Genomic DNA, 15,057 nt, shown 5'->3' with positions numbered 1-15,057 from the left:
CTCCTATATATTCTTAAGTGCGAATTTTAATGCCTCTTCAGGGTTCCGGGTCAGACCTACATATTCTTTTCCCCCTGTAGAAACTGATTTTATTCCTGCTTTATCTGTTTCCACTTTTAGTTCATCAAGCATTGAAGCCATCTGCGGTGCCAGTATAATCAGATCAAACTGATCCAGCACCTCTTTATGCTGACCATATGCCATTGCAGTCGACTCAAGATCCATATTTTTCTGTTTTGCTCCTTCTGCTATTGCATTGGCAAGCATTCCACTTGTTGCTCCGTTTGCACATAAGACAAGCACGGATATTTTTTTATCTTTTATATCATAGATTTTTTCATCCTTAATTTCTTCCTTCGGCCGTTCTGTGGCAGTATTATCCTCTTCTTCCTGTTTGATGAGCTGCAGATCATAAGTTTTCAAAAACGGATAATAAATTACAAAGTCTACTGCAAGAAGCAGCGGAACCAGTAGAAATACCAGAGGAGAAAATCCAGTTCCTATTATTAATCCAAGAGGTCCCGGTGTTGTCCACGGAAGATTGTAGACGAAGCCGTTCATCCCTAAAGTTATAAAAAATTTCAGTAGCCATACGTTGATAATAGGTGTAAGTATAAACGGTATAAAAAATACCGGATTCAATACCAGAGGAGCACCAAACAGAATAGGCTCGTTAACACCGAACAGTCCCGGAATCAAAGAGGCTTTTCCTACTGCCTTCAGCTGCTTTGATTTAGCTATAAATGCCATCATGAATATTATTACAAGTGTAGCCCCGGTTCCTCCCAAAGTTGCCACAAAATACTGAGAGCCCTGTGAAAGAACTTTTGTAGCATGCTCTCCTTTACTGAACATCTGAAAATTCACTTCTACATTTGTAAGATATATAGCGGCAACTGCCGGTTCCACTATTGACGGACCATGTATTCCCACAAACCAGAAAAATGCCATAGCTCCGAAAATAACTGCAAGTCCTATATATCCGTCAGCTGCTGAAAACAACGGTCTGAATAATTCCAGAATAAATTCGCTGAAACCTACCCCTATGAATTTTCTTACTAAAATATCAAATACCCAGAAAAATAATACTGAGAGTGATATAGGAATTATATCAGCAAATGTCTGTGATATATTTCCCGGAACTTCCTTGGGAAGCTTGATTGTAATATTTCTTCCTACACAGAATTTATATATATTAGGAATTGTAAAGCCTATTATAAATGATGTAAGAAGACCTTTTGTTCCCAGATAATCAAGAGAAATAGCCCCGTCTTTCAGGTCAGTACTTAACAGAAGAAATGATATTATTGCTGCTATCATTACTGATACTGTATTTATCTGTCTTGTTTTAGGCATTTTAAGGTTGAAATTATCTGTAAGACTTCTTGCAATAGTGCTTGACATCAGAATTGCCAGAATCCCCATAGATAATGAATAAGCCTTCATCAATACTGTAACAATATTATCGGGCAAAAAGTACCCGAAAGCATTTGGTACGAATGCTATAAGTAAAAATATACTTGAAAATAATATTACGGGAATCAGACTTATAAATCCGTCTCTTATTGCACGAAGATATGGATTATTAGATATTTTATTAAAAAACGGCTGCATTTTCGTTATCCATTTTACCAGTTTCATCATATTTCTCACCCCTGTCCTAATTAGACTTTTTATATAAATTTATAAAATGCTGTGTAAGATCCTTTAATAACATAGCTGTCATAAGGTGATCCTGTGCATGAACCATTATAAAGCCAAGTTCATTAGTCTCCCCGGCAGCTTCTTTCTGTATCATTTCTGTCTGCTGCCCATGAGCCTCCAGCAATACCTCATTAGCTTCGGCTATAAGCTTCTCCGCTTTTTCAAAATTTGAGTTTTCTGCTTCTTTTATTGCCATTAAAAGCTTCGATCTTGCTTCGCCGGCATAGGCCACTATTTCAAATCCTATCATAGTTACTTCTTCTTTAGTCATAACTCTCTCCTTTTCCTGTTTTTTTAATCGTGATAAAATCCTTGATCCCATTTTTCAATAAATTCATCGAAAAAATTCTCCTGTTTTATCTCTTCATATTCTTTTTTCAAATTATCTATTTTTTCAATCAGTTCTTTACTTTCCTTTGTTTCTATATATTCAGCCGCAAGAAACTCATCTATTATATTTTGAATAAGACCTATTCCTGTTATTCTTGCTCCGAGTCCCAATACATTTGCATTTAGTTTTTCTCTTGCTGTTTTAGCCGTGAGAACATCCCTTACAAGTGCAATTCTTACACCGGGAACCTTACTTGCCGCATTTGATATTCCTACACCGGTTCCGCATATTACTATTCCGAAATCTGCTTCCTTATTTAATACCTTTACACCTACTTTTCTGGCATATATAGGATAATGTGTTCTTTGAAAATCATAAGTTCCTTCATCAAAAACTTCATGTCCTTTTTCTCTGAGATATTTAACAACCTCATTTTTAGTATCTGTTACAATATGATCACATCCGACTGCTATTTTCATTATTTTGTTTCCTCCTGTACTATTTAGTTTTTTTCTGATTAATTACATTTTATTGAGCATATCTACTCTTACCTGATGTCTTCCGCCTGAATAATCAGAAGCTGCGAATACATTACAGATACTTTTTGCCAGAGCCTTACCGGTAATTTCATATCCGATTGTTATAATGCTCGTATTATTATGATCTCTTGTCATTTTGGCCGAATGCTCGTCTGCAGCCTGTGCACAGACTATTTTTTTATGCTTTGAGCATATCATAAAAGGTGCAATTCCGTAATCATCCAGAATGATTCCTTTTTCTATTTCGGAGTTTATTACTGCTTCTGATATTCTATGTGAAATATCAAAGATATCATTTTTTTCATCTGTGTAATCGGTTATTTCATAGCCTTTAGCCGATAGATATTCTTTTATTTCTTCTTTTAAATGTTTTCCGCCTTCTGAACTGCCTATACCTATTTTCATTTGTCTTCCTCCATTTTTTGTTTGTTAAATTTTGTTATAAAATGTTACAATTTGTTATATGTTTATTATAACCTGTTTTTTTTATTTGTCAATAGAAAATAAAAAAACATCTTCAAAAAAGATGTTCTTTTATTTAAAAGTATTAATAACCTTAGTGTATTTTTCATATTTTTTCTTGATATTCGGGTTAAGTCTGCTGTCTGTTATTATCCCGTCGATTTTATCAGTAGGGTAAAAAGTATATAAATCTTTTAAATCAAATTTATTACTGTCAATCAGTACATAATTTTTCTGGGAATTTTTCATAATGATCTCCTGAAGGCTTGCTTCTTCCTTGTTGGAATTCGTTACATTATTATCCTTGATTCCGTTAGCCCCTATAAAGCTCTTGTCTACTTTTATCTCTGACAGAATTCTGTCTGTTATTTCTCCTATGAATGCACCTGATTTTTCCCGCCATGCTCCACCTGTGAGTATCAGCTCAAAATTTTTATTTCCTTTATACTGTTCAAATATATAAAAAGAATTGGTAATGATTCTTATCCGTTTATTCTTTATATTTTTCAGCAGACATTCATTAGTAGTACTTGCACCTATAAATATTATATCCCCGTTTTCTATATAATCAGTTGCGAGCTTTCCTATTTCTTCTTTTTTTGATATATTTATATTTTTTTTCTGCAGGTGTGTCAGCTCTACAAGATTCAAATCATCATTTTTCACAGCACCGCCATGAGTTCTTTTCAGCATGCCGGAATCTTCCAGCAGCTTCAGATCACGTCCTATAGTCATTCTGGTAACGCCGAGTTTTTTCATCAAATCACTTACCGAGACAATTCCGTGCTTTTCCACTTCTTTCATTATAAGGTCTATTCTTTGTTCTTTCATTTCAACTCCCAAAAGTGTTTATATATTTTTGTTACAAAATGTTTTTATTTGTTATTTTAATTTTACCTTTATTAACTCTGCTTGTCAACTTTTATATTTAGCCGAAAATCAGAAGATAAATTACTAAAAGATAAAGCTGAAAAACTCAGACAATTTTTTTTCGACTTATATTGCAGCTGATTATTCAGGCGTTGACTATTATTTTAAAAAAATATTGCCTGAAAATTTTTCCGGCATATTGACAAAAAAAAAATTCAGGGTAAACTATAGCATTAATATATCAACTTGATTTATTAACTAAAAAATTGAAAAGTGGTGGAAAAATGCTGGAAAAGAAGAAGATTATACTAAATCTCGTAAAAGAACATAATACTTTAACCAAGCCCCAAATTTCTGAAATGATGTCTGTCAGCTTAACTACAATAAATAAATATGTAAATGAGTTAGTAGAAAAAAACTTTCTTATGGAGGAAGTTTCAGATCGTAAGAAAACTGAGGGGAAGCCTCCGTCTTTTTATAAAATCAACAGCAGCTACAGAAAACTGATGGCAGTGTATCTCGAAAAAGACAGACTGGAAATATCGATAACCGATAATTTGGGAAGCATTCAGGAAACAAGAGTTTTTGATATAGAAAACAGAAACAGCTTTACTGAAAAAATTCTTTGTTCTGAAATTTTACAGGTCATAAAAGAGCTTGATCTAAAAGACTGCATTAGTGTAATATCCATAGGGATACCGGGGATTTTGGGAGAAGACAATAAAATAACAGAAATACCTTCATTTCCGAAACTGGAAGGAAAAAATATCATTGCTGCCCTGAATAAAAAACTACAGATTCCTGTAATAGTGGAAAATGACATTAACCTTACAATTAAGGCTCTCCATAACAGGAATCAGTATAAAAAATACAAAAATTTGGTGTATTTTTTCATAAAAAACAATATAGGAGGCGGAATAATATCTGACGGAACCCTATATAAAGGATATTCCAATTTAAGCGGGGAGTTCACATATCTGGGAGTAGATAAAGAATATTTAAGCAGATATGATGTTATGAGTTCTGAAAATGCCGAAAAATATTTTGTGGAAAAAATGAAATCAGAGGAAAAAATAGAATTTTTATTATTTGTCTTTTTGAGAATTATAGTTACACTGAATCCTGAAATACTTTTTATTGAGACAAATTATATACAAAAAAATGAAATTAAAATTTTGAATGAAAGATTAGAAACATTCTTTAAAAAAACATATCTTCCTAAAATAATACTGATAGAAAATGATGGTTTAGGTGAAGAGGGTACAATTACAAATGCATTGGAAATATTTTATTCAAAGGATTAGGAGAAACAGAATGGCTTATATTATAGGGATTGACGGCGGCGGTACAAAAACCAGTTTTTGTCTGCTGAATACTGCTGAAAACAGAAAACATTATTTGAAAACCGGTGAAACAAACTTTAAAAATATCGGTATTGAAAAGACAAAAGAAAATATGGAAGCAGGACTGCAGGAAATACTAAAGCAGGAAAAGCTCGAAATAAAGGATATTGATTGTTTTGTACTGGGAGCAGCAGGCTGTGATACAGAAAAAGATTATGAAATATTTAAAGAGATACTAAAAGACATCGGGATAAAAGACAGGGTATTTATTTACAATGATGCCAAGGTAGCTTTTAAGGCCTGTTCTGCCAAAGACGGAATAATTATTATTTCAGGAACAGGGTCAATAAGTTTTTCATATAATCAAAACAGGGAAAACAGACTTGGCGGCTGGGGTGCAGAGATAAGCGATATCGGTTCGGGATACTGGATTGGAAGAAAATTTTTGAAAGATCTGCTTTTATATCTGGAAAATTTATACCCAAAAGATGCAATATTTCAGGAATTTATTGAAAAATATATAAAAGACAGCGATCCTTTTGAATATATTCAGGAAAACTTTACAGATGTAAAATCAATTGCATCAGTAACTAAATTTGTTCTTACTGCGGAAAGCGAATATGCCGATAAGCTGGCACTCAGAATTTCTGATTTCTTTTACACAGTTACTGAAAAGCTCTACGCAGATTTTAACAGTGAGAAGGCTGATCTGGTTCTGTCAGGAAGTGTTATAAAGAATAAAAAGATTTACGGACTGCTGGAGGAAAAAATACAGCATACTGACAAAATGAAAAATATAAATATTATTCTAAATGATAAGGAAGCAGTGGAGGGATGCCTGAATTTAGCTTTGGAAATATTAGATTCAAAAGGAGAAAATTATGAAAACTTATCTGCAGGTTTTTAGCGGAGGCTTTAAAAACCAAATTATAAATTTAGAGGAATTAATGGAAAAAATTAAGTTTGTGGCTCAAAAGGCAGATGTTAACGGAGTAATTATAGGCTGGGCGCTTAATAAGGAATTCTATGCAAAACTGAAAAAATCACTGAAGAAATATAATATTGAGCTTCATTTCTGGCTTCCTGTATTTTCAGAGCTGGATTATTTCAGGGAATTTCAGGATGTTATAAACTACCGGAATGAAAACATCAAAAGTACCGGATTTCAGGAAGACGAAAACTTTAATTTTTATTGTCCGAATGATAAGAATAATATAGAAAATATAAAATCAATCTTTTTGGAGTATCTGGCAGATTATGATATAGACGGAGTTTTTCTGGATAAAATAAGATATCCTTCTTTCTCAAATAATCCCGAATCCGTATTTACATGTTTTTGCGATACATGTAAGGATAAAATGAAAAAAAGCGGAATAAATGCTGCTGAGTTACAAAGAAAAATAGAAGATATATTTTCAGACAGCAATTCGGAAAATAAAAATCCAATGGGTATATCAGACTACAAAAATTTTAAGTTTGATTTTTCGGATCCGATAATAGACAGCTTTTTCAAATTTAAAGAAGAGAGTATAAATGATACTTTGGAAGAATTAACGGATTTTTTCAGATCAAAGAATCTGAAAATAGGACTTGATCTGTTTGCACCGCATATTGCCTATTTTACAGGACAGAACATCATAAAATTAAGCAGTATGGCGGACTTCATAAAGCCGATGTACTACAGAGCCACATATGCACCTGCGGGAATACCGTTTGAAATAGAAAGTTATTCAAAAAGCTTTCCAAATAAAGATTCTGAAAATATAAAAAAGGAGTTTTTTAGATTTATAAATGAATCAGAGGAAGAAATAAGCGATAGATATATGGAAAATGAGCTTTGTCAGTTAAAAAAAGAATTTGATATAAAGAATATCTGTTCCGGCTTGGAATTCAACAAAATAAAAGATATTGCATTATCCGATACGGATTATTTGGAAAGATCAATAAACAGTTTCTATAATTCAGGAACAGACGGAATAGTACTGTCATGGGATCTTATGAGGATGCCTTTGGAACATCTGGATATATATATAAAATTATGGAATGAAAATAAGTTATAGGAGGTGAGACATTTGGAAGAAATTTTAAAAATAAGTAATTTAAGTAAATCATTTGGAAAGGTAGAAGTACTGAAAGATTTATCATTCGGGATAAATAAAGGAGAAGTACATGCTATTTTGGGAGCAAATGGAGCCGGAAAGTCCACTCTTATGAAAATAATCGGCGGAGTTCAGAAGCAGACAGCCGGAAAGCTGTATTACAAAGGGGAGGAAACATCTTTTAATTCTCCCAGTGAAGCACAGAAAAAAGGAATTAATATAATATATCAGGAGTTAAGTCTTATCCCAACAATGACAGCAGTGGAAAATCTTTTTTTAGGAAGAGAAATCACGGGTAACAGTAAGTTTATAAACAAAAAGAAAATGATAGGCGAATTTAACGAGCTTTGTAAAAGACTGAAATTTGATATAGATCCGAGAGAGAAGGTAAGAAATTTAAGTATATCAAAACAGCAGATGATAGAAATAATGAAAGTAATTCATCAGAGTGCAGATATTATAATAATGGACGAGCCGACAACCTCATTATCGGAAAATGAAAAATTATCATTGTTCAAAATAATAAGAATGCTTAAAGATGAAGGAAAAACTATTTTATATATTTCTCATATGCTTGAGGAAATATTCATAACATGTGACAGAATAAGCATACTGAAAGACGGTGTTTATGAAGGAACCTATGAAGTTAAAGATATGACTAAGGATAAAATAATTTCTTTAATGATAGGCGAGAGAAAAAAAGGTGCAGATCTAAAGAAGAGAAAAAGCGGAACAGAAAGAGAAAAGATTCTGGAACTGAAATCAGTAAATAAAGGGTCCATATTAAAAGATATAAATCTGGTTCTGAATCAGGGGGAAATTCTGGGAATAGCCGGACTGGTCGGAGCCGGAAGAACTGAGCTTGCCGAGATTATATACGGAAAAGAAAAGTTTGATTCCGGGGAGATATTTATAAATAATGAAAAGGTTTTGGTAAAATCTCCGGAAGCAGCTATAAAAAAAGGAATAGGACTGATACCGGAAGACAGAAAAAATTTAGGACTGATACAGAAGCATTCTGTTACGAAAAATGCGACTTTGATACAGCTGGACAGAATAATTTCCAATGTGTTCATAAGCAGGAAAAAAGAAAAAAATTATATTAACAGAGCCATTGAAGAAATGTCCATAAAAGTAAGCGATCCATATGCAAAAGTATCAAATCTCAGCGGCGGAAATCAACAGAAAGTGGTAGTTTCAAAATGGATGGATATGGATCTGAAAGTACTTATATTTGATGAACCGACAAAGGGTATAGATGTAGGAGCCAAAGAAGATATTTTCAAAATTATAGATGATTTTGCGGATAAAGGAATGAGCGTTATATTCATATCTTCTGATCTCGAAGAGGTGGAAAGAGTTTCAGACAGGGTTGTTATTATGAAAGAAGGAAAAATAGTAAAAGAACTCCGGGAAGATGAAATTACAATAGATAAAATAAATTATTATTCTTTAAACGGATAAAGGAGAAGAGAGAAATGAAATTAAAAGCAATGCATAAAATAAACTTTAAAGATTATGGTGTTATAATCGGCTTTTTAATACTTTGTACAATCATAAGCTTTGCCACGCCTAATTTTTTGACCAAAACAAATATACTGAATCTGCTGAGACAGTCATCTATAATCGGAATTATAGCTACAGGAATGACTTTTGTAGTCATATCAGGGAATTTTGATCTGTCTGTGGGAGCAATTGCGGCTTTGAGCGGTGCAATAACAATGACTTTTCTGTCAGGCGGACAGAACCTGTTCTTGGCAATACTGGTCTCTCTTAGTGTAGGAGCATTAATAGGAGCTGTGAGCGGGGTGCTGGTAGCTAAGGTAAACATTCCTTCACTGATTGCCACAATGGGAATGGTCACTATTACCAGGGGAATATTACTTCTGTATACGGGCGGTTATCCGGTTTCAGGATTTAATAATGTACTTTCAGCTATAGGGAATGACTATTTTCTGGGGATTCCAATACCGGTAATTGTATTCTTTACAGGAATAATACTGTCATTTATAGTTTTGAGCTATACCAAGTTCGGGAGATATGTATTTGCCGTAGGTGGAAATGAAGGAGCGGCAAGATTATCCGGAATTAATGTAGATAAATACAAAATACTTGTATTCATTATAAACGGGTGCTTTGCAGCACTGGCAGGTATAATTCTGGTATCAAGACTCGGTACTGCCACTCCTGTCGCAGGCGAGGGATATGAACTGGATGCGATAGCATCGGCAGTTATCGGAGGAACAAGCGTATCAGGAGGAGAAGGAAATATATTAATGACTATTATCGGTGTTTTGCTGATAAGTGTTATCAGCAACAGCTTTAATCTGTTGGGAGTAAATATATATTTCCAGTACATATTTAAGGGTCTTATAATATTAGCAGCAGTTGGTTTAGATAGTTATAGTAAAAGAAAAAAATAAATTTTGGAGGTCGTATTAATGAAAAAGATAATATTTTTATTCACAATTCTCTTGCTGATAATGAGTTGTGGAAATAAACAGGAAACTAAAGCAGAGGGAGCGGCGGGAAATACTGCCGAAACAAAAGAAGCAAAGAAAAAAATAGGGGTATTAATTCCCGGTCCTGTAGGATACTTTGTTGCTGTAAGAGAGGGAATAGATAAGGCAGCAGCAGAAAATAACGTTGAAATCACATACAGTGATGCCGGATGGGATGCAAGCAAGCAGTTATCACAGGTAGAAGATTTGATTTCTAAAAAAGTTGATTTGATAGCAATAGCAGCAGTAGATTCAAATGCAGCAAAAACAGCAGTAAGAATGGCGAATGAAGCTAATATCCCGATACTGGCTTTTACAAATGCAATAGGAGATAAAGAAAACGGAGAGTACGAAGGATTAATTACTTATGTTGGTCAAAATGAAGTAGAAACAGGGAAATTAACAGGGGAGCTGGCTAAAAGCCTGTTAGGTGAAAAAGGCGGGAAGGTAGTTCTTATTGAAGGAAGACCAGGAACAAGCCCTCAGATTAACAGAAGAAAAGGTGTTATGGAAGCATTGGATACAAATAAAAACTTTGAGGTTGTTTATACTCAGACAAGTAACTGGGAAAAAGAGCAGGCTTTAAAAATAGTGGAAGATTTAATACAAAAAAATCAAACTATTGATGTAATAATTGCTCAGGATGATAATTCAGCTATTGGTGCAGGAATGGCTCTGAAAGAAGCTAATTTAAAGGATAAAATCTTAGTAATCGGATTAGGAGGGAGTACAGAAGGTCTGAATGCGGTAAAAAGCGGATTAATTGACGGGACTACTTATATGTCGGCAGTAGAGGAAGGCTATACAGCGATAACAGCAGCCGTAAAATATCTGAACGGTGAAAAAGTAGAGCCTGTAACACAAATGAAGCAGGTAGAAGTAAATAAAAGTAATGTAGAGAGCTTCAAAGGAGAATGGTAAAAATAATAAATTACAGCAAAGAAAATATTTATACATAAAATTCAGATACCCAGTTTTTGAATAAAGTTATATGTCGTAAACCATGACAGTCTTTCATGATAAATAAAAATCATGAAAGACTGTTTTTATATTGGGAGAGTAAAAAAATATTCATAAATTTTTTAAAATAATTTTTATTGAAAAAGTCTCTAGGTAAGTCTGCAAAATTGTAAATTAAGTGAATACACACTTTCACACCGCTTAATATATTGAATTTAAAGAGCTTTGACTTCCAAATTAAATTTTGAAAATCAATAATTATAAAATTTTCTGTATTAATAATAATACTTTGAAAAGTATTTAGATTATCTTCTTTTTTGTATTTATCTTTATTTTTGTCATCAATAAATTCGAAAAAATATTCCTTTCTTTTTCAAAAATATAAGAATAGACGAAAATTTCAATAAAAATCTAAAAATAATTTTTGTATTTTTAGCTTTTTCTGAAAATTTTATAACAGAGAAAGTCTTAATTTATGGTATTTTCAGAAAAAAGATTAGTGAGGTTTATATAAATGATCTAAAAATATATATAAATCTAAACCAGCAGAGTTGATTTTAAACCGTGAATTTTTCTTGTAGAATTAGCTCATAGAAGAAATAAAACATATCAAATTTCAAGGAGGAAATAACAATGGCGGTAAAAAAAGATTTTATTACAACAACAGATTTCACTAAAGAGGAATTAATGGACATAATTAACCTTTCACTGAAAATTAAACGTTGCATAAAAGCGGGTTATTATCCACAACTATTAAAAAATAAATCATTAGGTATGATTTTTCAACAATCATCTACAAGAACAAGAGTATCATTTGAAACTGCGATGGAACAATTAGGAGGACATGGTCAATATTTGGCTCCGGGTCAGATTCAATTAGGCGGACACGAAACTATCGAAGATACAAGTGCTGTTTTATCAAGATTAGTAGATATATTAATGGCGCGTGTAGACAGACATAAAAGTGTTTATGACTTAGCTAATCATGCAACTATTCCTGTAATTAACGGAATGTCAGATTATAATCACCCTACTCAGGAAATGGGAGATCTATGTACAATGATAGAACATCTGCCTGAAGGGAAAAAGCTGGAAGATTGTAAAGTCGTATTTGTAGGTGACTGTACACAGGTATGTGCTTCTCTTATGTTTATTACAACAAAAATGGGAATGCATTTTGTGCAGTACGGACCAAAAGGATATCAGTTAAATGAGGATTATTTAAAAATTGGTAGAGAGAACTGTGAAAAATCTGGCGGAAAAATAACTATTACTGAAGATGAAGATGAAGCATTAAAAGATGCAGACTTCGTATACACAGATGTTTGGTACGGATTATATGATGCAGAGCGTTCTAAAGAGGACTGTATGAGAATATTCTATCCTAAATACCAGGTAACTCCTGAAATGATGGCAAAAGCATTACCAACAGTTAAATTTATGCACTGCTTACCTGCATCACGTGGTGAAGAGGTAGTTAATGAAGTAATAGATGCACCTTACTCAATAGTATTTGACGAAGCTGAAAACAGACTTACATCGATAAGAGGATTACTTGTTTATTTCATGAACAAGCAGGCTAAAGAAATTAATGAAACAGAATATAATGATTCTAAAAAGGATTTAGAAGATTTTTTTAAAACTTTATAACATATTTTAGTACCTTGTCTCATTTATCTTTTCAAAGCTGAATAAGATGATGAGGTACTAAATATAAGTTAAACAAAATACTAGTAATTAAAGGAGTATTATTCATGAGTGAAGCAGGTCAAGGTAAAAAGAAGTTTAGAATGTTGGATGCAATACTGGCAGTAATATGTGTTGTATTCGTAGTAGAAGCAGCAGCTCCGGTTGCGGCAATCGGAAATTCCCAATATTTTTGGTGGATATTCCTGATGCTGACATTTTTACTGCCATACGGTCTAATTTCATCAGAACTAGGGACAACGTATGACAGTGAAGGAGGAATATATGACTGGGTCAGAAATGCTTTCGGCAGAAAGTGGGGCTCACGGGTTTCATGGTATTACTGGATTAATTTCCCATTATGGATGGCATCGCTGGCTGTATTATTTCCGGAAATTATATCTTTAGCAACTGGCATGCAGATAGGACTTATCCCGTCATTACTGATAGAATTGGCATTTGTCTGGATAATAGTATATATAAGTTTTTTCCCTGTTTCTGACAGTACGTGGATTTTGAACGGAGCTGCAGTAATAAAAGTACTGCTTGCGGTAACTGTCGGAGTCATTGGTACTTATATTGCTTTTACAAAAGGTGTTGCCAATGAATACACAGTTTCATCACTGCTGCCTTCATTTGATTTACACAGTCTTTCATTTATTTCGGTAATTTTATTTAATTTTTTAGGCTTTGAAATCATCTGTACCTTTGCAGGAGATATGGAAAACCCAAATAAACAAATCCCGAAAGCTATTGTTACCGGAGGACTTGTTATAGCTGCAATTTATATTTTCTCGGCTTTTGGTATAGGGGTAGCTATCCCGACTGCTGAAGTAAGTACAAGCAGCGGTTTAATAGATGCTATACAATTAATGACGGGGAAAATGACAGGGCCGTTTATTAGTATCATATCAGTATTATTTTTACTTACTCTATTTGGAAATATGACTTCATGGTCTTTAGGTGTAAACAGCACTGCAAGTTATGCAGCAGAAAATGGAGATCTGCCAAAAGCTTTCGCAAAGAAAAGCAAAAAAAATGATATGCCTGTAGGAACAGCAGTAATTAACGGTATTGTTGCATCAATTGTATTGTTATTAGCACCGATACTGCCTAATCAGGATTTATTCTGGAGTTTCTTTGCATTGAACTTAGTTATGTTCTTGCTTGCTTATATACCAGTATTCCCAGCTTTCTATAAACTTCGTAAAATTGATCCTGACAAAGAGAGACCTTTCAAAGTCTCGGGAAGTGATACATTCTTAAAAATTCTTGTTGTAATTCCGATGATTTTATTGGTTATTTCAATTATATTTACCGGGGTTCCGTTAAGTTTCGACGCGGAAACATTAGCAGGAACACTGCCGATTACAATTGGGGCAATTATATGTATTTTTATAGGCGAATTAATAATTATAGTTAAAAAAATAAAATGATAGTTGAAAGGAAGTATGAAAATGGCTAAAAGAATTGAAGGTTCGACACCAAGACAAGACGGATTTAGAATGCCGGGTGAATTTGAAGAACAAAAATGTGTATTTATGATCTGGCCTGAAAGACCGGATAACTGGAGAAACGGCGGGAAACCAGCCCAGAAATCATTTGCTGATGTAGCTATAGCTATAAGTGAATTTGAGCCGGTTACAGTTTTAGTATCAAATGCACAATACAAAAATTGCAGAAACATTCTTCCAAAAAATATCCGTGTTGTAGAAGCCAGTAATGATGATGCATGGGTACGTGACTGCGGTCCGACTTTCGTAATTAACGATAAAGGAGATATTCGCGGCTGTGACTGGGAATTTAATGCATGGGGCGGTTTAGTAGACGGTTTATATTTCCCATGGGCAAATGATGATCAGATTGCTCAGAAAGTGTGTGAAATTGAAGGAGTAGACAGCTATAGAACAGACGGCTTCGTTCTGGAAGGCGGTTCTATACATGCTGACGGTGAAGGAACACTGCTTACTACAGAAATGTGTCTTTTGAGTGAAGGCAGAAATCCTCATATGACTAAAGAAGAGATAGAGCAAAAATTGGGAGATTATTTAAGTATAGATAAGGTAATATGGATAAAAGACGGAATTGATCCTGAAGAAACAAACGGTCATATTGATGATGTGGCATGCTTTGTAAAGCCAGGTGAAGTAGCATGTATCTGGACTGATGATCCGGAAAATCCATTTTACAAGCAGTCACAGGATGCATATAAAACTTTGACAGAAGCAACTGATGCTAAAGGACGTAAGCTGAAAGTCCACAAATTATGTTTAACAAAAAAACCTATTCTTTTGCAGGGAGCCGAAGCTATTGATTCTGTCGAAGGAACTCTTCCGCGTGAAGACGGCGACATATGTATCGCTTCATATATGAATTTCCTTATCGTAAACGGAGGAGTAATTGTTCCTCAATATGGTGACGAAAATGACAGTTTAGCAATAGAACAAATAAAAGAAATGTTCCCTGATAGAAAAGTGGTAGGTGTTGATACTAAAGAAGTAGTATACGGCGGTGGAAATGTCCACTGTATAACACAGCATATGCCAAAAGCAAAATAAGGAG

The 15,057-nt window shown here is 33.8% G+C and carries 14 protein-coding genes; 9 read left to right on the top strand and 5 right to left on the bottom strand.

Features of this window, described 5'->3' with window-relative positions; all coding sequences use genetic code 11:
• Window positions 1-3 precede the first annotated feature (3 nt).
• The 5 genes from STERM_RS17080 to STERM_RS17060 all read right to left on the bottom strand — a co-directional run bounded on the left by STERM_RS17080 (window position 4) and on the right by STERM_RS17060 (window position 3,867).
• Window positions 4-1,644, bottom strand: a complete 1,641-nt coding sequence (locus STERM_RS17080) for a PTS lactose transporter subunit IIBC (protein ID WP_012862879.1) — start codon at window positions 1,642-1,644, stop codon at window positions 4-6.
• A gap of 16 nt (window positions 1,645-1,660) precedes the next feature.
• The gene (locus STERM_RS17075) at window positions 1,661-1,975 is read right to left on the bottom strand and encodes a PTS sugar transporter subunit IIA (protein WP_012862878.1); all 315 of its coding nucleotides are present in this window, start codon (window positions 1,973-1,975) and stop codon (window positions 1,661-1,663) included.
• 23 nt (window positions 1,976-1,998) lie between these two features.
• Window positions 1,999-2,514 carry a galactose-6-phosphate isomerase subunit LacB gene (lacB, locus tag STERM_RS17070; RefSeq protein ID WP_012862877.1) on the bottom strand — a complete coding sequence of 172 codons (516 nt, stop codon included), beginning with the start codon at window positions 2,512-2,514 and terminating at the stop codon, window positions 1,999-2,001.
• 42 nt (window positions 2,515-2,556) lie between these two features.
• Window positions 2,557-2,979, bottom strand: coding sequence for a galactose-6-phosphate isomerase subunit LacA (gene lacA / locus STERM_RS17065; RefSeq protein WP_012862876.1), 423 nt, complete (start codon window positions 2,977-2,979; stop codon window positions 2,557-2,559).
• Window positions 2,980-3,108: 129 nt separating this feature from the next.
• Window positions 3,109-3,867 (bottom strand): DeoR/GlpR family DNA-binding transcription regulator, encoded by a 759-nt coding sequence (locus STERM_RS17060; protein WP_012862875.1) that lies wholly within the window; start codon window positions 3,865-3,867, stop codon window positions 3,109-3,111.
• A gap of 323 nt (window positions 3,868-4,190) precedes the next feature.
• Here STERM_RS17060 and STERM_RS17055 point away from each other — a divergent pair, with 323 nt between their 5' ends.
• From STERM_RS17055 to aguA, 9 genes are all read left to right on the top strand, one after another.
• Entirely contained in the window at window positions 4,191-5,210 is a 1,020-nt protein-coding gene (locus tag STERM_RS17055) for an ROK family transcriptional regulator (protein WP_012862874.1), read from the top strand.
• 10 nt (window positions 5,211-5,220) lie between these two features.
• Window positions 5,221-6,156, top strand: coding sequence for a BadF/BadG/BcrA/BcrD ATPase family protein (locus STERM_RS17050; protein WP_012862873.1), 936 nt, complete (start codon window positions 5,221-5,223; stop codon window positions 6,154-6,156).
• Entirely contained in the window at window positions 6,131-7,309 is a 1,179-nt protein-coding gene (locus STERM_RS17045; protein WP_012862872.1) for a hypothetical protein, read from the top strand. Before STERM_RS17050 ends, STERM_RS17045 begins: the two co-directional genes overlap by 26 nt.
• Window positions 7,310-7,312: 3 nt before the next feature.
• Window positions 7,313-8,812 carry a sugar ABC transporter ATP-binding protein gene (locus tag STERM_RS17040; protein ID WP_211205105.1) on the top strand — a complete coding sequence of 500 codons (1,500 nt, stop codon included), beginning with the start codon at window positions 7,313-7,315 and terminating at the stop codon, window positions 8,810-8,812.
• Window positions 8,813-8,826: 14 nt separating this feature from the next.
• Window positions 8,827-9,771 (top strand): ABC transporter permease, encoded by a 945-nt coding sequence (locus tag STERM_RS17035; RefSeq protein ID WP_012862870.1) that lies wholly within the window; start codon window positions 8,827-8,829, stop codon window positions 9,769-9,771.
• Window positions 9,772-9,789: 18 nt separating this feature from the next.
• A complete protein-coding gene (locus tag STERM_RS17030; protein ID WP_012862869.1) occupies window positions 9,790-10,770 on the top strand; it encodes a sugar ABC transporter substrate-binding protein in 981 nt (326 codons plus the stop codon).
• A gap of 672 nt (window positions 10,771-11,442) precedes the next feature.
• On the top strand, window positions 11,443-12,459 hold the full coding sequence (ptcA, locus tag STERM_RS17025; protein ID WP_012862868.1) for a putrescine carbamoyltransferase: 1,017 nt from the start codon (window positions 11,443-11,445) through the stop codon (window positions 12,457-12,459).
• Window positions 12,460-12,563: 104 nt separating this feature from the next.
• Window positions 12,564-13,931 (top strand): APC family permease, encoded by a 1,368-nt coding sequence (locus tag STERM_RS17020; RefSeq protein WP_012862867.1) that lies wholly within the window; start codon window positions 12,564-12,566, stop codon window positions 13,929-13,931.
• 21 nt (window positions 13,932-13,952) lie between these two features.
• Complete coding sequence (gene aguA / locus STERM_RS17015; protein WP_012862866.1) at window positions 13,953-15,053, top strand: agmatine deiminase; 1,101 nt, start codon at window positions 13,953-13,955, stop codon at window positions 15,051-15,053.
• Window positions 15,054-15,057: the final 4 nt, after the last annotated feature.

This window comes from Sebaldella termitidis ATCC 33386 (genome assembly GCF_000024405.1).
GTDB classification, from domain to species: domain Bacteria; phylum Fusobacteriota; class Fusobacteriia; order Fusobacteriales; family Leptotrichiaceae; genus Sebaldella; species Sebaldella termitidis.
This window is presented reverse-complemented; position numbering and strand designations above follow the sequence as displayed.